The organism is Streptomyces sp. NPDC001599 (assembly GCF_042893535.1).
In the GTDB taxonomy this organism is placed as follows: domain Bacteria; phylum Actinomycetota; class Actinomycetes; order Streptomycetales; family Streptomycetaceae; genus Streptomyces.
In genome coordinates, this window is record NZ_JBIAVA010000008.1 from 205856 (window position 1) to 226357 (window position 20502).

The window sequence follows — 20502 nt, forward strand, 5'->3', positions numbered from 1 at the left end:
GATGGGAGCGCTCCCAAAGCCCATCGGCCCGAGACCGTACACCCGCCCGCCGGTGCGCGACAGGGGCCCGGGCCGTCGAACCGCCCGCCCGGAGGATCGCAGTGCGTCCCCGGCGCCGTCAGTCGCCGGTGCCGGGGACGTGGCGGGCCAGCTCGGCGGCCAGGCGGCGCATGACGGTGCGGTTGGCACGCCGCATGGTCAGTCGCACGACGGGGGCCAGCAGCCGGTCGGCGAGCGGGGCGCGTACCCAGGAGTAGGTGAACGAGACGTCTGCCCCTCCGGCGGGCAGGGGTTCGACGGCGTAGGTTCCCTGGGCCACCCGCCGGCCGCCCGCGCTGATGTTGCGTTCCACGATGCGTCGCGGGGGCTCCGCCTCGACGACCTCGATGTCGACGTCCGTTCGCCTGCCGCCCAGCGTGGCGGTGACGGCGGCGCGCGAGCCGACCCCGCGGGCGGGTCCTGTGCGGTGCCAGTCGGTGAGGAAGTGATTCGTGAATCGCTCGTGGTGCGCCATGACGTCGAGGAAGTCGTAGACCTGCTCGGGCGTCTGCGGCACGGCGGTCGACACGGTTACAGGCTTCATGTACCACACGGTACATCCGGTGTACCGATTGGTACACTCGGGTCGTGGTGACACAGGACGGTTCGCGGTCGGCGTCGTATCCCGGCTCCCTTGCCCCCGCCCCAAAGGCGCAGGGCGATCGACGGGCGCAGCTGGTGGAGGCGGCCGTCGACCACGTCGCGGCGCACGGCATCGCCGATCTGAGCCTGCGTCGGCTGGGTTCCGCGATCGGCGTCAGCCATCGCATGCTGATCCACTACTTCGGCTCCAAGGAACAACTGCTCGTCGAGATCGTCCGGGCGTCGGAGCGACGCCGGCGCGCGTCGCTGGCGCGGCTTCGCGTCGAGCCCGGCGCCTCGCCCGCCGATGTCGCGCGGCTGCTGTGGCGGCAGCTGACGGATCCCGGACTGGCCGGTCAGGAGCGGCTGTTCTTCGAGATCTACGGGCAGGCGCTGCGCGGCCGGCCCGAGGCCGCCCCGTTCCTCGAAGGGCTCGTGAGGGACTGGCTGGAGCCGCTCGCGACCGCCGAGGCCGAGGCCGGTGCGTCGCCGGACGAGGCCCGCAACCGAGCCCGACTGGGCCTCGCCACCGTCCGCGGCCTGCTCCTCGACCTGCTCGCCACCGGTGACCGCGCCGGCGTCGACGCGGCGATGGAGGAGTTCCTCCGGTTGTTCTACGGCACCGAGTGACGAAGCCCCGCGGCGCTGCCGCCGGGCCCCTGTTCGTACGGCGCGGTTGCCGTCAGCGGTCGCCGACGGCCGTGTGCGCCGCCTCGATGAACTCGTCCAAGCGGTGTCGGAAGCGCGCCTGCGCCGCGTCGAAGCCTTCGCGCGCCCGTGGACGGCCCTCGGCGACGCGGGCGAGGGCCGAGTTGCTCTCCGAGGTCGCTTCCAGCACCGCCCGGGCGGCCCGGGCGACGGTGTCGGGTCCCTCCAGCACAATGACGCGAACGCAGCGCATGAGCGGGTCGAAGCCGTCGCGCAGCCGCGTCCGGATCTCCTCGATGTGCGCCGCAAGGGCGTCCTCGTCCATGAGCTGCGCGTAGGCGTCCCCGACCCGCCAGTACAACTCACCCGTGACGTGGGCCTCCGCCATGAGGTCCAGGTAGGCGTCGCGCCGACTGCTGCGGACCCGGTCCCTGCGCTGGGCCTCGACGGCCGTCTCCGCCTGGACCCGTGCGGCTCGCGCGTTCCCGAGGGTCGTGACCCAGCTCGCCAGGATCGCCGTGCCGCCGGTGAACACCGCTACCCATACCGTGTTGTCCCCCACGGCGCACCAGTGTCGAGGACCGGTCCCGATCCGTCGAGACCGCCCCGGGCGACGAACCCGTACCCAGCGGTGTCGATCGAGATCCTCCCGGCTCTCGATCTACTCGAGACCACGCTCGCGACGGGGTGGACGGTCTGATCGGTCCCGAACGCCTCGTGACCATCGTCGACTTCGCCGCCGGTGCCCGGGCGCCGTCGTCGCGCGCGGCGACCCGACCCGGCTGACGGCCGCCACCGTCGGTACGGTCCTGGACCTGGCCGCCGAGGGAGCCGTGACCGTCGGGATCGGCGCGGCCCGCCCCTTCGGGTAACTGCACCGCGCCGGCCCGCAGCGAGTCCGGTCACCCCCGCGGCAAGCTGATCGTCGCGCGACGGGTGGTCGACGTCCGGGGCGGGGAACGCTGTTCGCCCGCCCAGGCAGCGGAGTACGCCCACGCATCGCGACGGAACCCGTTCCTCCGTGTCACCGGTTCCCGTGGGGGACCGAGGTGGGGACGGGCATGTGCAGGGCGGCCCGGCCCTCCGTCATGACGTCGCGCCGCACCGGTCCGCTCGGCCGGAGCGAGCGCAGGTCGTCGGCCGTGCCGCCCGGCCCGGCCCGGAGGTCTTCGGGCCGGCGCGACACCCCGGTGACGGGCTGACCGTCCCGTCCGCCCCGCCCGGGGCGCCGTGGTGGCGGGATCCGCCCGGGACTACGCCCCGCGCAGGGCGGAGCGGCCCGCGAACCGCGCCGTGCGGGCCAGTTCCTCCTCGATCCGGATGAGCCGGTTGTACTTCGCCGTGCGGTCGGAACGGGAGAGCGAGCCCGTCTTGATCTGACCGCAGCCCGTCGCCACCGCGAGGTCGGCGATGGTGGTGTCCTCCGTCTCGCCCGAGCGGTGCGACATGACGACGGACCAGCCCGCCCGCCGGGCCGTGGCCACGGTCGCCAGCGCCTCGGTCAGGGTCCCGATCTGATTGACCTTGACCAGGACCGAGTTGCCGACGCCGGTACGGATGCCCTCGCGCACGAGTGTCTCGTCGGTGCAGAACACGTCGTCGCCGGTGAGCTGGCAGCGGTCGCCGACGCGGCCGGTCAGCTCGCGCCAGCCGTCCAGGTCGTCCTGCGCCATCGGGTCCTCGACGGAGACGACCGGGTAGGCGTCGATGAGCCCGGCCAGGTAGTCGGCGTGCTCGGCGGGGGACCGGCGCACCCCCTCGCCCGCGTAGTCGTACACTCCGTCGCGGAAGAACTCCGACGACGCCGGGTCCATGACCAGGCCGATGTCCGGGCCGGGGCGGTAGCCGGTGCGCTCGATGGCGGTCACCACGAAGTCGAGGGCCTCCTCGGCGGTGCGCAGCGCGGGCGCGAAGCCGCCCTCGTCACCCACACCGGTGGAGTGCCCGGCGGCCAGCAGATCGCGGCGCAGGGTGTGGAAGACCTCGCTGCCCATGCGGACGGCTTCGGCGAAGGTGTCCGCCCCCACGGGCGCGATCATGAACTCCTGGAAGTCCAGCGGGTTGTCGGCGTGGGCACCGCCGTTGACGATGTTCATCATCGGCAGCGGCAGAAGGCGCGCGTCGGTGCCGCCGAGGTAGCGGTAGAGGGGCTGGCGGCGGGCCGCCGCGGCGGCCTTGGCCGCGGCGAGGGAGACGCCGAGGATCGCGTTGGCGCCGAGCCGGGACTTCGTGGCGGTGCCGTCGAGGGCGATCAGTGCGGCGTCGAGACCTGCCTGGTCCGCCGCGTCGCGGCCGTGCACGGACGCCGCGATCTCCCCGTTCACATGGGCCACCGCGCGGTCGACGCCCCTGCCGTGCCAGCGGGTGGGGTCCTCGTCGCGCAGCTCCACCGCCTCCCGGGCACCGGTGGAGGCGCCGGACGGGACGGCAGCCCGCCCCAGCGACCCGTCTTCCAGGACGACGTCGACCTCGACCGTGGGGTTGCCGCGGCTGTCGATGATCCGGCGGGCGCTGACGGTCTCGATCGCCGCGGAGGGTTCGACTGCTGTTGCGGACATGGGAGTTCCTTCCCGTTGTCGGTGCCGTGACCCGGCTGCGGCAACGCTGGCGCGGAGCCCGGCAGGCCAGACTCTACAGCAATGCTGCTCAGTTTGGCTGAGCAGCATTGCTGAGCAGTATGGCTGTTCAGGTTGGCTGCGCAGTGATGCCGTGCAGATCGGCTGTGCAGGCCAGGTGAACAGCTTTGCTGGTCAGCGGGGGTAAGATGCCCCATGCCCACCTCGGAAGCCGCCGCCATCGCCGCCGAACTGCGCACCGCGATGAGCAAGCTCACCCGACGCGTCAAGCACGAGGACCGCATCCCGTTGGGGCAGGTCGCCGTGCTCGGCGCACTCGACCGCGACGGTGCCATGACCACCAGTGAACTCGCCGCCGACCAGCGCGTACGCCCCCAGTCGATGGCGCGGGCGGTGGGCCTTCTCATGGAGCAGAACCTGGTCACCCGACGGGCGCACCCGACGGACGGCCGCAAGTCGCTGGTCGAGCTGTCGGAGGCGGGCCGCACCGCGCTGGACGCGGAGCGCGGCCGCAGGGTCGGCTGGCTCGCACAGGCCATCGAGGACGAACTCACGGACAGGGAGCGGACGTTGCTGGCGGAGAGCGCCGCCCTGCTCGAGCGGCTTGCCACTCGCTGACGCCGTGCCGGTGGGCCCCGGGCGGCGGTGAAGCGGTGGAACTCGCCGCGACCCCGGCCGCTTCCGCGACGCCTTCCTTCCCGCCGCCCACATCGAGGGTGTCCGGGACGGCGCCTTCGTCTCCTGGGGCCTGGACGAGTACTGCGCCCTCTTCCCGGCCGCCGGCCCGCCGCGGAGGAAGCGACCCGAACCCGCCGTATCGAGGGTGTCGAGTCGAGGCCCATGGCACCGCCGCGACCGCCACCACGACACTGCGGCACGGCGCGGACCGGTTCGCGGACGTCTTCCTGCTGGTGGATGCCGAAGACGGCTGGCGCATCGCGAGCAGGGCCTACCACCGGCACGTCGGTCGGTCTTCGGGGTCGCCGATACCGCTCACCCCTGTTCGCGCAGGCCCCAGGGCGACCCGTACTCGGTGAGCAGGTCGAGGAACGGCCGGGCGGGCAGGGCCTCGGGACCGAGGACACCCTCGCCGGACCAGGCACCGGTGGAGAGCAGTTCGAGGGCGACGACCGGGTTGACGGCCGTCTGCCAGACGACGGCCTGCGACCCGTACTCGCGCATGGACCACTGATTGTCGACCACGTGGTACAGGTAGACCTCGCGGGCCTCGCCGTCCTTGGTGCCCCTGACCCAGGTGCCCGCGCAGGTCTTCCCGGTCATCCTGTCGCCCAGGGTCGCGGGGTCGGGAAGGCATGCGGCGACCACATCACGCGGCGAGACCCGCACTGGTCCGTCCTCGCCCGGCACGGTGACCCTGGCGGTGGAGTCCAGCCCCAGTTCGTGCAGGGTCTTGAGCCGGGCGATGAAATCGTCGCCGAGGCCGTACTTGAAGGTGACGCGCCGGGCGTCCAACCAGCGGGGGATCAGCAGCACCTCCTCGTGCTCCACGTTCACACACTCCACCGGCCCGATCCCCTCGGGGAAGTCGAACACCTCCGGTTCACTGAAGGGTGCGGTGGTGAACCAGCCACGATCCTTCTCGTAGACCACCGGTGGGTTCAGACACTCCTCGATCGTGGTCCAGATGCTGAAGGAGGGGGCGAACTCGTAGCCCTCAACAGTGAGGTCGGCACCGTCCCGGACGCCGATCTCGTCGATCCCGTCGAAGAGTTCGTCCGCGGCGTACCGGGCGAAGACGTCGGACAGACCTGGCTCCACACCCATGCCCACCAGAGCCATGCGTCCCGACTCCGCCCAGCGCTCGGCCAGTTCGAACTGCGCGTCGCCGAGCTTCACCCCGCACTCCTCGTACGGGCGCAAGGCGTGCGGAGCGGACAGCGACATGGCCATGTCCACGTAGTGGACCCCGGACGCGAGGGCCGCCCGGAACAAGGGCATCACGAACCGCGGATCGGTCGCGTTCAGCAGGAGGTCGCACCGGTGTTCCGCGAGCGCCTTCCGCACCGCGGCCTCGTCCGAGGCGTCGAGGCGGAGGGCACTGAACCGCTCATCCCGTCCCGGCAGCGCGTCCACCGCCGCACGCGCGCGGGAGTGGTCGTAGTCGGCCACGACCATGTGGGTCAGGAACTTCCGGCGGGCCACGATCCGGGTGACGGCCGTGCCGACACCGCCCGCGCCGACGAGGAGGACGCGCATGACAGAGACCTTTCGTGCGGGAGGCCGCTGCCTCCGGAGTGGCCCCGATGCAACAGGACCCACCGTTGTAAGGTCAACCGTGTTGGCATAAGGACAGGAGCGGGCGGATGCCGAAGAAGGTGGTGCCGGAGGAGGCGCGCCGCAGGCGCAGGCCGACGCGGCAGGGTGCGGTGCTCTCGGAGGGCCTGATCGTGCGGACCGCGCTGCGGGTGCTGCGCGAGCACGGCACCGGAGGACTGACCGCCCGGCGCCTGGGCGGGGCACTGGGGGCGGATCCGAGCACCCTGTACCGCTACTTCGCCGGCATGGACGACCTGGCACGGGCCGTGGGCAACGAGCTGATGGGACGGGCCCTGGACGGGTGGACGGCGCAGGGCGACTGGCGCGCGGACCTCCGCTCCCTCGGTCTCGCCCTGCACTCCTCGTACCTCGCCCACCCGCAGGCGGCCGTGCTCACCGCCAGCCGGGTGAGCGGCCGGCCGCGCGAGATCGCCGTGGACGAGGCGATCCTCGGTCTCCTGAGGGGCGCCGGGCTGACCGATCGGTCCGCGGTCCGCTTCTACCACGCGTTCATCGACCTGGCGCTCGCCTTCGCGGCGCTCGACGCGGGTTCACTGGCCCTTCCGGAAGAAGCCCGCAGGGCCGACGAGGACATGTGGGGAACCACCTATGCCCGGCTGCCAGCCGCGACCCACCCGAACATCGCGGCGACCGCCGACCGGCTCGCGGCCCGCATGCCGCACAGCGCCTACCCCGTGGTCCTGGACACCCTGCTGGACGGGATCGCCGCCGAACTGACCGGACGTCAACCCGGACACGTGGCCGGGCCGACCGAGTCCGACGACACCCGGCCCGGGACGGGCAGCGGCTGACGGCCGGCAGGAGAACCACTGCGTGCGAGGGCCTCGCCCAGGTGCCCTTGTGACGATCCGCAGGTGTGAATCGACCCCGAGGGGCAACTCGAAGGCCATCGAAGGAAATACCCACTGATCCACGACAGTTCGGGAGAAGGCATGGCGACCTACAGCAGAACAGGAACCCGAAAGGGCGGCCGGACCAGCGGACTGGCGGTCGCCGGACTTGTCTGCGGCATCGTCGGACTCTTCATCCTGCCGATCGTCCTGGGCCCGCTCGCGATCGTCTTCGGTGCCGTGGCGCTCCGGCAGACCGGATCCACCATGGCCAAGTGGGCACTTGGCCTCGGCGTGGTCGACATCCTGCTCATGATCGTGATGTTCGCGGTGGCGGCCGGCAACGGCGGCAGCTTCTCCTGGCACATCGGCTGACGCGCTCTGCCGGCCGTTCACCACGGTGCCCGTACCGCTTCCAGCAAGCGGTGCGGGCACCGTGCGTGCTGCGTGACGCGCGCCCGCGGCCCGGTGGCGAACCCGGCTCGGCTGCTCGTCACCGACGAGGACCGGAAGTCGTGTCCAGGGCAAGGGCGTTTCACACAACGGCCGCGCGGTTTCCGTCCGTTCGTGTGCTCCCGGCCGCATTTCGCCGACACGGCGGTGGCAGCGGGCCGATAGTGGACGAGCCGCCGGAGGTGACGCCGGCGCGCACTCCGCCGGAAGTCGTCCATCCCGAAAGTCCGAGGTGCACCATGACGCCCACCAACGAGGCGACAGATCGCATCCAGTTGGTCTTCTCCCTTTTCGACGCCGACGGGAACGGCTACCTGGAGCAGGCCGATTTCGACCTCATGAGCGACCGTGTCACGGCGGCCGTGCCCGCGGCCCGCGACGCGGTGAAGGAGCGCCTCTCCGCGTCCTTCGGCGGCTACTGGGACACGCTCCGGACCGAGCTGGACGCCAACGGCGACGGGCGGATCAGTCCCGAGGAGTTCGCCTCCGTCGTCCTCGACCCGCAGCGCTTCGACAGCGCCGTGGACGAGTTCGCCGAGGCGCTGGCCGCGATGGGGGACCCGGAGGGCGACGGCCTCGTCGCGCGGCCCGAGTTCGTCGCACTGATGATCGCCATCGGGTTCGAACGGCGCAACATCGAGACGCTGTTCGACGCCTTCGAGCCGGACGACGGCGACCGAATCCGGGTGGCCACCTGGGCGGACGGCATCAGGGACTACTACCGGCCCGAGAAGTCCGGCATCCCCGGTGACCATCTGACCGCCGGTCTCTCCGGCTGACCGGCGGCGGGGGCCGGACAGCCGGGCCTCAGTCGTCCCCGGTGGCCGAAGGCGGCGACCGGACTGCGGACCAGGACCTCGAGACAGCCCGCGTCGAGACTGCCGATCCGCTTGCGCGCGATCACCGACGCCGGGCGGCCGACGACCGCTTTGACCTGGTCCACGGAGGTGAGCCGGTGCAACGAGACCGGCCGGAGTGTGTGCTGGTGCATGACAGTCCTGTTCATCCGGGGGTGGACCGGCCCAGTCGCCAGTAGCCGTAGAAGGAGACGTCCCGCTTGGGCACGCCACGGTCGCCGACCAGGTGCCGCCGGACACCGGTGGCCAACCGGGACTCGCCCGCCACCCACGCGTAGAGGGGGCCTTCGGGCAGTTCGGCCTGGCGGACCGCCTCCAGCGCGAGGGTGCCGGGCCGGATGCCCACGTCGTCGCGGCTGAGCCAGTGGACGCGTACCCCCGCCGGGGCCGGGACGGGCCGGACGTCGGCCGCCGTCGCCACTTCCGCGAAGACCTCGGTGGGCGGCGGGTTCGGATCGGCCTCCAGGATCGACAGGATGGCCGGCAGCGCGCTCTCGTCGCCCACCAGCAGCCGCCCCCGGGCGTGCCCTGGCAGCCGGTACATGGACCCCAGGTCGAAGATCCCGGCCGGGTCGCCCGGTCGGGCCCGGCGCACCCACGACGACATGGGCGAGTCGCCGTGCAGGGCGAACTCGATGTCGATCTCCTCCTCGGCGGGCCGCAGCCGCCGGACGGTCAGGTTGCGCACCCACGGGCGGGCCGCTTTGGCCATGAGCATGACCTGCACCATCCACGCCTCGTTCGAGGCGGTCGGCATCCTCAGCTCACGCTGCCCTTCTCTGGTGAAGAAGAGCCGGACCGCCTGGTCGGCACCTCCCGGGACGAGGTCGCGCACGCCGGTTCCGCCCAGGGTGACGCAGGCGAAGCCGGGGGTGAGGGACTCGCACCGCCGCACCTCCAATGTGATCATCGCGCGTTCCCGCGGGACGCTCACCGGGGGGATCACGTTCGTTCCCCTGGATCGTTTCCCATCTTGTTTTCGCAGCTCATGGCACTATTCTGAGCAAAAGCTCAACTCTTTGGCTACTCGCTTTTCGCCGCCCGGAAGGGACAACGGATGCCGTCCTCCGACCGCCGACTCACCCCACGTCGCAAGCCTCGACAGGTGCGGGCCGAACTCACCCGGGAGCGCATCCTGACGGCCGCTGCTCAGGTTTTCGGCGAGTACGGCTACGCCGCCGGCACCACCAACCGGATCGCCGAACGCGCTCGCATGTCCATCGGCTCGCTGTACCAGTACTTCCCGAACAAGGACGCGATCCTGGCCGAGCTGCTGGTCCGGCACATCGACCGCGGCGCCTGGACGGGCACGGAGGAACTGGACACGAGCCCCGGCAGCCTGCCGGAGACCGTGCGCGCCCTGGTCCGCGACGCGATCGACCACCACCGCGACGACCCGCAACTCCTGCGGATGATGATCGAGGAAGCGCCGGTCTCCGACGACCTGCTCGAAGCGATCGACCGGCACGGCAAGGCGCGGGCGGAGCAGGTGCGCGAGGTGTTCGCCCGCCACCCGGACGTCGGGGTGGCCGATCTCGACGTGGCCGCCGAACTCGTCGTGGGAACGGTGGAGATGAACACCCACAAGCTCATGGCAGGACCGCAGCCCGTCCAGGTCGAGAGACTGGAGACGGAGCTGGTCGCCATGATCACCCGGTATCTGAAGGGCGATCGGTAGCACGCCGACAGGCCGAATCCCCCGCGTCGCGGACCAGGAGCGCGATCTGCACCCGGTTCTCGACCCCCAGCTTGGCGAACAGGCTGCCGGTGTGCGCCTTGACCGTCGCGACGGTGATGCGCAGCCGCTCGGCGATCTCCGGGTTGCCGAGCCCGTCCGCGACGGCCCGGGCGGTCTCCCACTCCCGCTCCGTCAGCACGGACAGCCGTTCGCGCGCGGCCTCGCGGGTGCGGTCACGGCTGTGCGAGGAGTCCGGGCCCGTGGCCGCGGCGATCACTCGTGCCGTGGCCGCCGGGGACAGCACCGGATGGCCGTCCGCGACGGTCCGCACCGCGTCGAGGATGCGCGGGGGAGGGGTGTCCTTGAGGACGAAGCCGAGCGCCCCGGCACGCAGCGCACCGAGCACGAGGTCGTCGGAGTCGAAGGTGGTCAGCATCAGCACCCGTGGCGGCGCGGGCCGGGCGAGCAGTTCCCGGGTCGTGTCCAGACCGTCCCGGCCCGGCATCCGCACGTCCATCAGCACGACGTCGGGCCGCTGTTCGTCCACCACGGCGAGGGCGGTGTTCCCGTCGGCCGCCTCCGCCACGACGGTCAGGTCCGGTTCGCCGTCGATGACGAGCCGCAGGGCCATGCGCACCAGCTGCTCGTCGTCGACGATGACGATCCGCACGGGACCGGGACCGGGACCGGGAGCAGGACCAGGACCGGGCTTGGGCTCGGGCTCGGGCTCGGAAGCGGGATCGTGTCGGCTGTCCACTCATGCGCCCCTTTCATGGCGGTGGGAGGGGCCGTCCGGCCAGGGCAGCCGTGCGGTGAGGAGGTACCCGCCGTCGGGCGTGGGGCGGTGGCCGAGTTCGCCGCCGGCGACGGTGATGCGTTCGCCGAGGCCCAGCAGACCGAAGCCGGAGGCCGGCGGCCGTGCGGGGCGCAGGGGAGCGGGTCCGTTGCGGACGCCGATGTCGAGCGTGCCGCCCGCGGCGCCGTCGAGGGTGACCCGCACGACCGCGCCGGGGGCGTGCTTGGCGGCGTTGGTCAGTGCTTCCTGGACGATCCGGTAGCAGGTCCGTCCGAGGCCGTCGGGCGGGGCCGCGGTCACGGTGCTGGTGAGCCTGACGTCGAGGCCCGAGGCGCGGGTGTCGGCCACCAGCTCGGGAACGCGGTCGAGAGAGGGCTGCGGGGGCTCCGGGCGGCCGGGCTCCGCGCGGAGTACGCCGAGAACTTCCCGCAGCTCCTCCAGTGCCTGGTGGGCTCCCTCGGCGATACCGCGGACCAGGACGCGGTTCTCGTCGGCCGAGAGGTCACCGCGGTGGTCGAGAACCCCGGCCTGCATGGCCACCAGCGAGATGCGGTGGGCGAGGACGTCGTGCATCTCGCGGGCGATCCGGTTGCGTTCCAGGGCTCGTACCTGCGCCGCCCGCGCGCTCTGCTCCCGTTCCGCGCTCTCCGCCCGCTCGCGCAGGGACCGTACCTCGACCCGCCGTGCCCCGACCGCCATGCCCGCGGCCACCGCGATCCCCGCGGTCAGCGCCGGTACCACGACCTGGACCCACCACATCGAGTCGGCCGACCCCTGCACCGCGTAGACCTCCCCGGCGAGCCGTGACGCGGTCACGTAGGCCAGGACGACGATCCCGATCTCCGCCGGGCGGCGGCGGGTGGCGACCGAGCACAGCGCCAACAGCGCGGCGCCCGTGGCGAGCGCCGACACGGACGAGGCGACCGTGACGGTCACGGCGACCGCGACGGGCCACCGGCGCCGCCACCGGAGCACCGTCAGGCAGCCCAGGGCCACCAGCGGATCGCCGACGAGGACCCAGGAGCCCGGCTCGCCGGACCGGCTCCGCATCAGCGCGAGGGTCGAGAGCCAGACCGGCAGGCTCACGACCGCGGCCACGATCAGCCGCCATGCGTGCTGCCACGCCCCGAGCCGCGGCACATCGTCCGTGTTCACCACGCCATTGTCGCCACACCGTGCGGCCGGTGGATCAGACCGGGGACCGATGCGCCTTGGACCCAGGTCCAACCGGCACCTCTCCCAGGGTCGGAGACGGAGCCGGTCCGCCGGGTCGATGTACCGGCCGTTGCCGCCCAACAGACTCGATCCCGTGCCGGTCAAGCCCCCCACAGGAGGACACCTCATGCGCAGAAGCCTGTCACTCGCCCTCGCCGCCACCGCGCTGGCGCTGACCGCGCTGCCCGCGTCGGCCGCCTCGCCGGCGGCGGTGACGACCGCGTCGGCGCCGGGCGCCCTGCGGTGGGGCCCGTGCCCCGAGGGCGCCGCCGCGCCACGCCTTCAGTGCTCGACACTCCGCGTCCCGCTGGACTACCGGAATCCGGACGGCCGTTGGACAGAGATCGCCGTCTCCCGGCTGGCGAGCGAGAAGCCGTCGCGGCGGCGTGGCGTCCTGTTGACCAACCCGGGCGGCCCGGGTGGATCGGGCCTCGTCTACCCGGCCGTGCTGGCCGCCTCGGGGCTGCCGCAGGAGGTGCTCGACTCCTACGACGTCATCGGCTTCGACCCGCGCGGTGTCGGCCGCAGTACGCCGGTGACCTGCGACCTGACGCAGGAGCAGCAGTGGCGGGGCAACTTCCCGCCGTACGCGCACACCGCGGCCGACGTCACGCGGGAGGCGGGGAACGCGCGGAAGATCGCCGAACAGTGCCACAACTCGCGTACGGCGTGGATGCTGCCGCACACCACCACCGCCAACACGGCACGTGACATGGACCGCCTCCGGACGGCGCTGGGCGAGCCGAAGCTGTCGTACCTCGGTGCCTCCTACGGCAGTTACCTCGGTGCGGTCTACGCGACGCTGTTCCCGCGGCGCGGTGACCGGATCGTGCTCGACAGCAACATGGGTCCCGGCGGCTACGACATCACGGCCATGCGGCTGTTCGCCCGAGGGCTGGAGGACCGCTTCCCCGACTTCGCCGCGTTCGCCGCGGCCCACCCCGAGTACGGCCTGGGCACCACGCGGGATGAGGTCACCGACAAGTACTTCGAGCTCGCCGAGCGGCTGGACGCGAAGCCGTACCAGGACGTGGACGGGACCGCGTTTCGCGGATACACCTTCGACAGCCTCTACGCCGACGCCTCCATGCCCCGGCTCGCGGAGTTCTGGCGGGCCGTCGACACGGGCGGGCCACTGCCGCTGCCGGAACCGCCCCCGGGCCTGGAAAACCTCATGGCCGCCCGTTTCGCCGTGGTGTGCGGTGACTCGCGCTGGCCGGGGACGGTCCGGGAGTACCAGCGCAACGTCGCCGTCGACCGGCTCAGGTACCCCATGCTGGGCGGCTCCACGGCGAGCATCAACCCCTGCGCGTTCTGGCCGCGGGAAGGGACCGAACCGCCGGTGCGCATCACCGGCAGGGGGCCGTCGAACGTGCTGATGCTGCAGAACGAACGCGACCCGGGCACGCCACTGGCCGGCGCCTTGGAACTGCGGCGCGCCTTCGGCGGGCGGGCCACGATGGTGACCGCCGACCAGGGCGGCCACGGTGTCTATCCGTACGGTCGCAACACCTGCGCCAACGATGCGGCGACCAGGTTCCTCACCACCGGGGAACGCCCCGCGCGGGACCTCGCCTGCGCGGCGCGACCGGGCGAGTGACCTACCGCGCCCCGGCGGCCAGGGCGGCCAGGTAGTCGTCCAGCAGCTCGACCTGCCGCTGAGGCGTGAACGTCACCGGGTCGAACAGGGCCTGGACCACCAGCCCGAGGACGAAGGACTGCGCGCCGGCCGCGACCCGCGCGGGGTCGCCCGGGGCCAGTTCGCCGCGTTCCTGCGCCGCGGCCACCCGGGCGCGCAGCCTTTCGCGGCTCTCGGCGTACTTGTGGGCGTAGTCGGTGCTCAGGTCCGGGTCGGAGAGCGCGGCGTCCCAGGAGGAGACCCAGACGCGGTTGCTGTCCGTGGCCTCGGGGGTCAGCGGCAGGATGTCCAGCAGGGCGTCCCTGAGGGTGGCCGGGCCGTGGCCGGCCCGTCGGCGGGGGCGGGAGCGAGTGCGCTGTTCAAGCAGGTCGAGGGCGTGGACGACCAGGGCGCGCTTGGTGGGGAAGTAGTGGGTGAGCAGACCCGTGGTCGCGCCGAGTTCCGCGGCCACGGCACGCAGGGTCAGGCCCGCGAAACCGCGGGTGGCCATGACCTGCCAGACCGCCGCGGAGACGTCCCGCCGCCGGGCCTCGTGATCTCCCTTGGTGCGTGGCATGCCGCCACGGTACATTGTCATAACAGTCGTTGTGCAAACGGGGAGGCCCTCATGTTCTCGGTGTCGCTCGGTGACGCTGCTCGGCTCGCTCCACTGGAGGTGTGGCAGGCCGAGGAGTTCGCGGCGCATCTGGACCGGGCTCGGGAGCACATTCGCCCCTGGGTCGGGCCCGCCTTCGTCACCGGCGACACGGACGGAGCGCGGGCCACGCTCGAGCGGTATGCCGCGCGCCAGGCCGCCGACGGTGCCCGCCTGTACGGTCTGTGGAGCGAGGAAGTACTGGTCGGCGGCGTGATGTTCACCCAATTCGACGCGGCCTTCGGCAACTGCGAGATCGGCTGCTGGCTGGAGCCGTCGGCCGAGGGCCGGGGCCTGATCACGCGGGCCTGCGGCCTGCTCCTGGACTGGGCCTTCACGGTCCGAGGGCTGCACCGGGCCGAATGGCACTGCCGGGCGGACAACGACCGCAGTGCCGCCGTGGCCGAGAGGCTCGGCATGACCCTGGAAGGAGTGCGACGCGAGGCGTGGCCGTACGAGGGTGTGCGTTACGACAAGCAGGTCTGGGCGATTCTGGCCGCCGACCGGCGGTCGCGGTCACGGGCGCGGTAGGCGCGCGACGGCAGGCGACCGCGGGAACCCAGAACCGCCCGTGCTGTGGGGTGTTGAACGCACGGTCCGTCAGCCGACGTGTGTCACCGTGAACTCGTTGCCGTCCGGGTCGAGCAGGAACGCCCGGCCGCGGGCCCCCTCACCGGCTGCCGAGCGGGTCGCGCCCAGCGAGAGAAGGCGGGCGGTCTCCGCCTCGAAGTCGGCGTCGAGGGGCAGCGCGAGCTCGAGATGGAGCCGGTTGGTGCCGGACTTCGGCGCCACCGGGGGACCGCCCCAGGTGATCTTCGTGCCGCCGGCCGGGGACTGGATCGCGGTCTCCTGGTCCTGGTCCCAGACCAGCGGCCACCCCAGCGCCGCACTCCAGAAGTAGCCGACCTCCTGTGTGCCGTCGCAGGCCAGCGCTCCGACGGCGCCGGTGCCCGCGAGGAAGTTGTTGCCCGCCTCGATGACGCAGAACTCGTTCCCGTCCGGGTCGGCGAGCACCACGTGCCCCTCTTCCGGGAGCTGGCCCACGTCGATGTGTTTTCCGCCCAGTCGCAGCGCCCTGGCCACCGTCGCCCGCTGGTCCTGTGGGGACGCGCTCGTGAGGTCGAAGTGCGCCCGGTTCTGGCCGGTCTTCGGTGCCGCGCTCGGCAGGAACCGAATGCGGTACCCGGCGCCGTCGGGGGGCAGGACCTCGAGGTCGTCGTCCGCCCCGGCGGACAGCTCCCAGCCCAGGACCCCGGACCAGAATCGCGCCAGGTCCAAGGGCACGGCGGTGTTGAAGCAGATCGCGAACAACTGACTGGTCATACGCCGTGCAACCTCGTTCCATGACGTGGACGGCCCGTCCCGAGGCCGCAGTCTAGGTGCGGCCGCGCCGACCCCGCATCCGAGTTTCCGGCCCGGGAGCAGGAGAGGGTGCGAGGGCCCCCATCCACATCCCGTACTTCTGAATCCAAGAAACCACGGCTGTTGGATTTCTGGATCAGCGGTTCCTAGAGTGAGCGCGGGGGACTCGCGCGGCACCCGCGCTCACCAGAGCGTCCAGGACGAGGAGAGCCATGCAGCAGCGCACCATCGGCGACCGGTCCGTCTCCGCGATCGGTCTCGGCGGGATGCCGATGTCGATCGAAGGGCGACCGGACCCGGAGCGGTCGATCGCCACCATCCACGCCGCGCTCGACGCCGGCGTCACCCTCATCGACACGGCCGACTCCTACCACCGCGACGCGAACGAGGTGGGCCACAACGAGGAACTCGTCGCCCGCGCGCTGCGCGAGTACGGTGCGGGCGCCGCCGACGTCCTCGTCGCCACCAAGGGCGGCCACCTGCGTCCCGGTGACGGCACATGGACGCGCAACGGGGACCCCGAGTACCTCAAGCGTGCGGCCAAGGAGTCCGCCCGCCGGCTCGGCGTCGAGGCGATCGGCCTCTACCAGTTCCACCGCCCCGATCCCGCCGTCCCGTACGCCGACTCGGTAGGTGCCCTGCGCGAACTGCTCGACGAGGGCGTCATTCTGATGGCCGGGATCTCGAACGCCGGCATCGCGCAGATCGACGAGGCCCGCGAAGTGCTCGGCGGCCGGCTCGTGTCGGTGCAGAACCAGTTCTCGCCCGCGTTCCGCTCCAGCCGGTCCGAACTCGAACACTGCGCCGGGCTCGGCATCGCGTTCCTGCCGTGGAGCCCGCTCGGCGGTATCGCCAACGCCAAGGACCTGGCGGCACGGCACGGCGTGTTCCAGCAGGTCGCCGACGAGATCGGCACCAGTGTCCACCAGGTCGCGCTCGCCTGGCAGCTCGCGCTCGCGCCGGTGGTGATCCCGATCCCCGGAGCCTCGCGCCCCGCGAGCATCCGCGACTCCGCCGCCGCGGCCGACCTCGAACTCACCACCGACCAGGTCGCGCTCCTGTCCGCCTGATCCGCCGCCGGCCGTCCTACGCCGCCCGACCCGTACCCGACCCGAACGAGCCACAGCGAAAGAGCCGCATGAAGACCTTCACCCTGCCCGGCACCGACATGGTCGTGCCCAACGTCGTCCTCGGCCTGATGCGCATCCAGGACATGAACGACGACGAAGTGCGCACGCTCGTGCACACGGCACGCGACGCCGGCATCACCTTCCTCGACCACGCGGACGTGTACGGCACGGGCAATCACGGCTGTGAGCGCCGTTTCGCCGAGGCCCTGAAACTCAGCTCCTCGGAACGCGAGCAGTTCGTCATCCAGACGAAGGCCGGCATCGTCAAGGACGGTCCGTACTTCGATTTCTCCTACGAGCACATCGTGGAGTCGGTGAACGGCTCACTCGAGGCACTGGGCACCGAATACCTCGACATCCTGCTGCTGCACCGGCCCGACGCGCTCGTCGAACCGGAGGAAGTGGCCCGTGCCTTCGACGAGTTGTCCGCGGCGGGCAAGGTGCGTGCCTTCGGCGTCTCCAACCAGACGCCGCGCCAGCTCGACCTGCTGCGCAAGTACGTGCGGCAGCCGATCGTCGCGAACCAGCTCCAACTCTCGGTCACACACGCGCCGATGATCGCGCAGGGCATCGCCGCGAACATGCAGGGCCTCGACCAGTCGGTCGTGCGCGACGACGGAATCGTCGACTACTGCCGCCTGCACGACATCACGGTCCAGGCGTGGTCGCCCTTCCAGGCCGGGTTCTTCGACGGTCCGTTCCTCGGCTCACCCCGCTACCCCGAGCTGAACGCCGTGATCGACCGGCTGAGCGAGAAGTACGGCGTGCCGGCCGAGGCGATCGCGGTCGCCTGGATCACGCGCCACCCCGCGCGGATGCAGGTCGTGCTCGGCACCACCACGCCGGAGCGCGTCGCGGCGGCCGCGCTCGGCTCGGACCTCCCGCTCACCCGGCCCGAATGGTACGAACTGTTCCGCGCGGCCGGCTACACGGTTCCGTAACCGACGGCGCGGCCACAGGGGACGACGAGGCGCGGGAGGGAACGAGGTGGCCCGGACGGGAACGACGGCGGTGCTGGCGCTCTTGCCGGACGCCGAGCCGCTGCTGGGGGCGGCCGCCGCGGTGGACGGGTCGGCGGTGCGACCGGGCCTGCCCGCACACGCCGCCCTGCTCTATCCCTGGCTGCCCGCGGACGAAGTGGGAGAGCCGGAGCTGCACCGGCTGCGGGCCGCCCTACCGGTCGGCCCGGTCCCCGTCAGGCTGGCCGCGGTCGAACGAACCGGCGGGTTCGTCGGTGTCCCGGTGCCCGAACTGAGCCAGGCGGCCGACGCGGTTCGCACGGCATTTCCCGCGCAGGTGCCCTACGGCGGCCGGTTCGGCCCCCGCCCCCAAGTGCACGTCACCGTGGCCCTGGACGCGGCACCGCAGGCCGCCGCCGACATCGCCCGCCGTACCGCCGCCGCCCTGCCGATCACCACGGCGGTCACCACCTTGCACGTGGTCACTCTCGCCCAGACGGGGTGGCGGGCCCTCGCGGAACTGCCGCTCAGTCGCTAGGCGGCGGCGAGCGGCAGCCGCGCCCTCCTTGCCCTCGGGAACGCGCTGGAAGAACAGCCGCGGGCCCACACCGGAGGGGTCACTGCACGCGAACCACGCGTCCCGGTCCCGGTCCTCGGGAGGCAGGGAGGCGTTGTAGTCGTCCCAGGTGCTGAAACCCTCCGGCGGCGACGGTGCGACGTACCCCAGCACCTCACACCGGAAGCGGGCGACACGCTCGGGTCCGGCGCAGTCGAAGGTGACCTGTACCTGCCTGATCGATGACATTCGCGCACCCTGGCAGGGCGCTTCGAAAGCGCTGCGATCCGGCCAACCTCCAGCCGGTTCCCACCTCCTGGACAACCGAGCATCCGAACGCTCCCTCTCACAGCGCGGGCACAGCGAGTGCCCGCCTGCTTCCTTCCCACCGCACCCCCCAGCACCTGAAGGACGAGGGATCGATGACCAGAACGCGCACCACCCGGCTGCGGCGTCCGCTGCTCACAGGCACCACGGCGGTCGCCGCCATGGCCGTGACCGCCGGACTCGTGGCCGCCACCGCGGAGCCGGCGAAAGCGGCGACAGGGCCCAAGCTGAGCCTCATCGCCGCGACCACCTCACTCACGCTCACCTCCTGGAAGGAGGACCCGGGCGTCTACCTCGACCTCGGCACCTACCTCACCGCCGAGGGCAGGCCGCTGGAGCTGAAGGTGACCCGGAAGTCCTACAAGGACCCGGTGACCATCACCCAGACCGTGTACGAGGGCGGCAAGGCCAAGGCCAAGACGCTGCCCAAGGGCACGGTGAAGGACTTCTCCGGACTGCCCGGCTTCGCGGAGATCACGGTCACCGACAAGGCGGGCAAGAAGGTCCTCAGCCGGACCGAGGACTTCTGCCCCAACAACGCCAGCGGCCGGGTACGCCCCGACGCACCCGCCACCTCCAAGTATCCGGAGAGCTGTCCCACCAACCCCTTCACCCTCGGTTCGGTGTGGGGCGTCGAGCAGGGCTGGGCGGCCAACACCTACGCGGGTTCCTACACCGAGCCGGTCGCCCTGGCGGCCGGGACCTACACGGCCAAGGTCGGGGTCGCCAAGAAGTACCGCGACCTGTTCGGCATCGCGGACAAGCCCGCCACCGTCAAGGTGACCGTGGTGGAGCGGAGTTACGAGGACGACCAGGGTGCCGCCGGGGCGGCCGCGTCCCGGTCCGCGGCGGCGGGCGGCGAGCACGCCGGTCACGGAGCCACCCACCAGGCTCCGGCCGCACACGCGGGCCACGGGCCGGGGCACGCACCGACCCCCGCCCAGGCCGCCGCGCCCGTCACGAGCGGGGCGGGCGCCTCGTACAACGTGGGCCACGGGCCGCTCAGGGCCGCGCCGCCCGCCCTGCCGTGGGCGCTGAAGAAGCAGCAGGCTGCGCGCTCCGCACCGGTCGGCGACAAGGGGGGCCAGACCGACGGCTCGCGCAAGGCCCCGGCGCTCCAGCCGCTGGCGGAGCGACCCGCAGGCAAGGCATCCGTCCCGGACGTCCCCAAGCCCGATCTGCGCTCGCTGCCGGCCTACGGCATCGTCGTCAGCGACGGGGAGGAGGACGTCCCCGGCAAGGACTACCTGGCCTTCAGCGCCAACGTGTGGAACGCCGGTCCGGCCCAGCTGGTGGTGGACGGCTTCCGGTCGCCCGGCAAGGCCAAGATGGACGCCTACCAGTACTTCTACGACGCCAAGGGCAAGCAGGTCGGCTACGCACCGACCGGCACCATGGAATGGGACCCGCGCCCGGGGCACGTGCACTGGCACTTCACCGACTTCGCCAGCTACCGGCTGCTGAAGGCGGACAAGAAGGAGGCCGTACGCAGCGGCAAGGAGGCCTTCTGCCTGGCCAACACCGACGCGATCGACTACACGGTGAAGAACGCCAACTGGCACCCGTTCAACACCGATCTCTCCACCGCCTGCGGTGAGGAGAACTCCATCTCCGTCCGCGAGGTGCTCGACGTCGGCTCCGGCGACACCTACTCCCAGGACCTGCCGGGCCAGTCCTTCGACATCACGGACGTGCCCAACGGCACGTACTACATCCAGGTGCTGGCCAACCCCGAGAAGCGGCTCAAGGAGACCAACCTCGACAACAACAGCGCACTGCGGAAGATCGTGCTCGGCGGCAAGCCGGACGCCCGGACCGTGACCGTACCGGCACACGACCTGGTGAACGCGAACTGACCTGACCTCAGGGCGTCAGTGCCCGGCCCGAAGAGCCGACGGCCACGCGCGGTGGCCGTCGGCTCCC

The 20502-nt window shown here is 71.8% G+C and carries 21 protein-coding genes and 2 pseudogenes; 13 read left to right on the forward strand and 10 right to left on the reverse strand.

Features of this window, described 5'->3' with window-relative positions; all coding sequences use genetic code 11:
- Nucleotides 1-118 precede the first annotated feature (118 nt).
- Nucleotides 119-583, reverse strand: coding sequence for an SRPBCC family protein (locus ACFYZ3_RS21725; RefSeq protein ID WP_388520117.1), 465 nt, complete (start codon nucleotides 581-583; stop codon nucleotides 119-121).
- 44 nt (nucleotides 584-627) lie between these two features.
- On the opposite strand from ACFYZ3_RS21725, the gene ACFYZ3_RS21730 reads away from it, so the two are divergent.
- Nucleotides 628-1251 (forward strand): TetR/AcrR family transcriptional regulator, encoded by a 624-nt coding sequence (locus tag ACFYZ3_RS21730; RefSeq protein ID WP_388520120.1) that lies wholly within the window; start codon nucleotides 628-630, stop codon nucleotides 1249-1251.
- A gap of 52 nt (nucleotides 1252-1303) precedes the next feature.
- Here the strand turns inward: ACFYZ3_RS21730 and ACFYZ3_RS21735 are convergent, their stop codons facing one another.
- Together ACFYZ3_RS21735 and eno are read right to left on the reverse strand one after the other, a co-directional pair.
- On the reverse strand, nucleotides 1304-1831 hold the full coding sequence (locus ACFYZ3_RS21735; RefSeq protein ID WP_388520123.1) for a hypothetical protein: 528 nt from the start codon (nucleotides 1829-1831) through the stop codon (nucleotides 1304-1306).
- 691 nt (nucleotides 1832-2522) lie between these two features.
- Entirely contained in the window at nucleotides 2523-3827 is a 1305-nt protein-coding gene (gene eno, locus ACFYZ3_RS21740) for a phosphopyruvate hydratase (protein ID WP_388520125.1), read from the reverse strand.
- A 213-nt stretch (nucleotides 3828-4040) separates the two neighbouring features.
- On the opposite strand from eno, the gene ACFYZ3_RS21745 reads away from it, so the two are divergent.
- Together ACFYZ3_RS21745 and ACFYZ3_RS21750 are read left to right on the forward strand one after the other, a co-directional pair.
- Entirely contained in the window at nucleotides 4041-4463 is a 423-nt protein-coding gene (locus tag ACFYZ3_RS21745; RefSeq protein ID WP_388520128.1) for a MarR family winged helix-turn-helix transcriptional regulator, read from the forward strand.
- 34 nt (nucleotides 4464-4497) lie between these two features.
- Nucleotides 4498-4882: pseudogene (locus tag ACFYZ3_RS21750) on the forward strand (nuclear transport factor 2 family protein); the annotation flags it as partial.
- Here ACFYZ3_RS21750 and ACFYZ3_RS21755 read toward each other — a convergent pair.
- A complete protein-coding gene (locus ACFYZ3_RS21755; protein ID WP_388520130.1) occupies nucleotides 4839-6062 on the reverse strand; it encodes a saccharopine dehydrogenase family protein in 1224 nt (407 codons plus the stop codon). The pseudogene ACFYZ3_RS21750 and the gene ACFYZ3_RS21755 sit on opposite strands and share 44 nt — an antisense overlap.
- A gap of 107 nt (nucleotides 6063-6169) precedes the next feature.
- On the opposite strand from ACFYZ3_RS21755, the gene ACFYZ3_RS21760 reads away from it, so the two are divergent.
- From ACFYZ3_RS21760 to ACFYZ3_RS21770, 3 genes are all read left to right on the forward strand, one after another.
- On the forward strand, nucleotides 6170-6934 hold the full coding sequence (locus ACFYZ3_RS21760) for a TetR/AcrR family transcriptional regulator (protein ID WP_388520133.1): 765 nt from the start codon (nucleotides 6170-6172) through the stop codon (nucleotides 6932-6934).
- Nucleotides 6935-7075: 141 nt separating this feature from the next.
- Nucleotides 7076-7348, forward strand: a complete 273-nt coding sequence (locus ACFYZ3_RS21765) for a DUF4190 domain-containing protein (RefSeq protein WP_388520136.1) — start codon at nucleotides 7076-7078, stop codon at nucleotides 7346-7348.
- Nucleotides 7349-7665: 317 nt separating this feature from the next.
- Nucleotides 7666-8205, forward strand: coding sequence for an EF-hand domain-containing protein (locus tag ACFYZ3_RS21770; protein ID WP_388520139.1), 540 nt, complete (start codon nucleotides 7666-7668; stop codon nucleotides 8203-8205).
- A gap of 223 nt (nucleotides 8206-8428) precedes the next feature.
- On the opposite strand, the gene ACFYZ3_RS21775 is transcribed toward ACFYZ3_RS21770, so the two are convergent.
- Nucleotides 8429-9193 carry a siderophore-interacting protein gene (locus ACFYZ3_RS21775; RefSeq protein ID WP_388520141.1) on the reverse strand — a complete coding sequence of 255 codons (765 nt, stop codon included), beginning with the start codon at nucleotides 9191-9193 and terminating at the stop codon, nucleotides 8429-8431.
- Between the two features lie 147 nt (nucleotides 9194-9340).
- Here ACFYZ3_RS21775 and ACFYZ3_RS21780 point away from each other — a divergent pair, with 147 nt between their 5' ends.
- Nucleotides 9341-9961, forward strand: coding sequence for a TetR/AcrR family transcriptional regulator (locus ACFYZ3_RS21780; RefSeq protein ID WP_388520144.1), 621 nt, complete (start codon nucleotides 9341-9343; stop codon nucleotides 9959-9961).
- Here ACFYZ3_RS21780 and ACFYZ3_RS21785 read toward each other — a convergent pair.
- Both ACFYZ3_RS21785 and ACFYZ3_RS21790 read right to left on the reverse strand, forming a co-directional pair.
- Nucleotides 9933-10631, reverse strand: a complete 699-nt coding sequence (locus ACFYZ3_RS21785; protein WP_388520577.1) for a response regulator — start codon at nucleotides 10629-10631, stop codon at nucleotides 9933-9935. The genes ACFYZ3_RS21780 and ACFYZ3_RS21785 overlap by 29 nt on opposite strands.
- Nucleotides 10632-10718: 87 nt before the next feature.
- Entirely contained in the window at nucleotides 10719-11912 is a 1194-nt protein-coding gene (locus ACFYZ3_RS21790; RefSeq protein ID WP_388520146.1) for a sensor histidine kinase, read from the reverse strand.
- A 187-nt stretch (nucleotides 11913-12099) separates the two neighbouring features.
- Between ACFYZ3_RS21790 and ACFYZ3_RS21795 the strand changes: the two genes are divergently transcribed.
- Nucleotides 12100-13572, forward strand: a complete 1473-nt coding sequence (locus tag ACFYZ3_RS21795; RefSeq protein ID WP_388520149.1) for an alpha/beta hydrolase — start codon at nucleotides 12100-12102, stop codon at nucleotides 13570-13572.
- Nucleotide 13573: 1 nt separating this feature from the next.
- Here the strand turns inward: ACFYZ3_RS21795 and ACFYZ3_RS21800 are convergent, their stop codons facing one another.
- Nucleotides 13574-14167: a TetR/AcrR family transcriptional regulator gene (locus tag ACFYZ3_RS21800; RefSeq protein WP_388520152.1), complete on the reverse strand. Its 594-nt coding sequence runs from the start codon at nucleotides 14165-14167 to the stop codon at nucleotides 13574-13576.
- Nucleotides 14168-14218: 51 nt separating this feature from the next.
- On the opposite strand from ACFYZ3_RS21800, the gene ACFYZ3_RS21805 reads away from it, so the two are divergent.
- Nucleotides 14219-14776: a GNAT family N-acetyltransferase gene (locus ACFYZ3_RS21805; protein ID WP_388520154.1), complete on the forward strand. Its 558-nt coding sequence runs from the start codon at nucleotides 14219-14221 to the stop codon at nucleotides 14774-14776.
- A gap of 69 nt (nucleotides 14777-14845) precedes the next feature.
- Here the strand turns inward: ACFYZ3_RS21805 and ACFYZ3_RS21810 are convergent, their stop codons facing one another.
- On the reverse strand, nucleotides 14846-15568 hold the full coding sequence (locus ACFYZ3_RS21810) for a VOC family protein (RefSeq protein WP_388520157.1): 723 nt from the start codon (nucleotides 15566-15568) through the stop codon (nucleotides 14846-14848).
- A gap of 251 nt (nucleotides 15569-15819) precedes the next feature.
- On the opposite strand from ACFYZ3_RS21810, the gene ACFYZ3_RS21815 reads away from it, so the two are divergent.
- From ACFYZ3_RS21815 to ACFYZ3_RS21825, 3 genes are all read left to right on the forward strand, one after another.
- Nucleotides 15820-16677, forward strand: a complete 858-nt coding sequence (locus ACFYZ3_RS21815; protein ID WP_388520160.1) for an aldo/keto reductase — start codon at nucleotides 15820-15822, stop codon at nucleotides 16675-16677.
- A gap of 68 nt (nucleotides 16678-16745) precedes the next feature.
- Nucleotides 16746-17678, forward strand: coding sequence for an aldo/keto reductase family oxidoreductase (locus ACFYZ3_RS21820; RefSeq protein ID WP_388520163.1), 933 nt, complete (start codon nucleotides 16746-16748; stop codon nucleotides 17676-17678).
- 46 nt (nucleotides 17679-17724) lie between these two features.
- Nucleotides 17725-18234 carry a 2'-5' RNA ligase family protein gene (locus ACFYZ3_RS21825; RefSeq protein ID WP_388520166.1) on the forward strand — a complete coding sequence of 170 codons (510 nt, stop codon included), beginning with the start codon at nucleotides 17725-17727 and terminating at the stop codon, nucleotides 18232-18234.
- On the opposite strand, the pseudogene ACFYZ3_RS21830 reads toward ACFYZ3_RS21825, so the two are convergent.
- A pseudogene (locus ACFYZ3_RS21830) lies at nucleotides 18232-18501 on the reverse strand (VOC family protein); the annotation flags it as partial. The gene ACFYZ3_RS21825 and the pseudogene ACFYZ3_RS21830 overlap by 3 nt on opposite strands.
- Before the next feature lie 173 nt (nucleotides 18502-18674).
- On the opposite strand from ACFYZ3_RS21830, the gene ACFYZ3_RS21835 reads away from it, so the two are divergent.
- On the forward strand, nucleotides 18675-20435 hold the full coding sequence (locus ACFYZ3_RS21835) for a lysyl oxidase family protein (RefSeq protein WP_388520169.1): 1761 nt from the start codon (nucleotides 18675-18677) through the stop codon (nucleotides 20433-20435).
- The last annotated feature ends 67 nt before the right edge of the window (nucleotides 20436-20502 follow it).

Bases quoted from the DNA above. Each gene is read 5' to 3' on its own strand.
- ACFYZ3_RS21745 (WP_388520128.1), top strand. From the start codon at position 4,041: ATGCCCACCTCGGAAGCCGCCGCCATCGCCGCCGAACTGCGCACCGCG.
- ACFYZ3_RS21765 (WP_388520136.1), top strand. From the start codon at position 7,076: ATGGCGACCTACAGCAGAACAGGAACCCGAAAGGGCGGCCGGACCAGC.
- ACFYZ3_RS21805 (WP_388520154.1), top strand. From the start codon at position 14,219: ATGTTCTCGGTGTCGCTCGGTGACGCTGCTCGGCTCGCTCCACTGGAG.
- ACFYZ3_RS21835 (WP_388520169.1), top strand. From the start codon at position 18,675: ATGACCAGAACGCGCACCACCCGGCTGCGGCGTCCGCTGCTCACAGGC.
- ACFYZ3_RS21800 (WP_388520152.1), bottom strand. From the start codon at position 14,167: ATGCCACGCACCAAGGGAGATCACGAGGCCCGGCGGCGGGACGTCTCC.
- ACFYZ3_RS21775 (WP_388520141.1), bottom strand. From the start codon at position 9,193: ATGATCACATTGGAGGTGCGGCGGTGCGAGTCCCTCACCCCCGGCTTC.
- ACFYZ3_RS21760 (WP_388520133.1), top strand. From the start codon at position 6,170: ATGCCGAAGAAGGTGGTGCCGGAGGAGGCGCGCCGCAGGCGCAGGCCG.
- ACFYZ3_RS21770 (WP_388520139.1), top strand. From the start codon at position 7,666: ATGACGCCCACCAACGAGGCGACAGATCGCATCCAGTTGGTCTTCTCC.
- ACFYZ3_RS21725 (WP_388520117.1), bottom strand. From the start codon at position 583: ATGAAGCCTGTAACCGTGTCGACCGCCGTGCCGCAGACGCCCGAGCAG.
- ACFYZ3_RS21810 (WP_388520157.1), bottom strand. From the start codon at position 15,568: ATGACCAGTCAGTTGTTCGCGATCTGCTTCAACACCGCCGTGCCCTTG.
- ACFYZ3_RS21795 (WP_388520149.1), top strand. From the start codon at position 12,100: ATGCGCAGAAGCCTGTCACTCGCCCTCGCCGCCACCGCGCTGGCGCTG.
- ACFYZ3_RS21820 (WP_388520163.1), top strand. From the start codon at position 16,746: ATGAAGACCTTCACCCTGCCCGGCACCGACATGGTCGTGCCCAACGTC.
- eno (WP_388520125.1), bottom strand. From the start codon at position 3,827: ATGTCCGCAACAGCAGTCGAACCCTCCGCGGCGATCGAGACCGTCAGC.
- ACFYZ3_RS21755 (WP_388520130.1), bottom strand. From the start codon at position 6,062: ATGCGCGTCCTCCTCGTCGGCGCGGGCGGTGTCGGCACGGCCGTCACC.
- ACFYZ3_RS21815 (WP_388520160.1), top strand. From the start codon at position 15,820: ATGCAGCAGCGCACCATCGGCGACCGGTCCGTCTCCGCGATCGGTCTC.
- ACFYZ3_RS21780 (WP_388520144.1), top strand. From the start codon at position 9,341: ATGCCGTCCTCCGACCGCCGACTCACCCCACGTCGCAAGCCTCGACAG.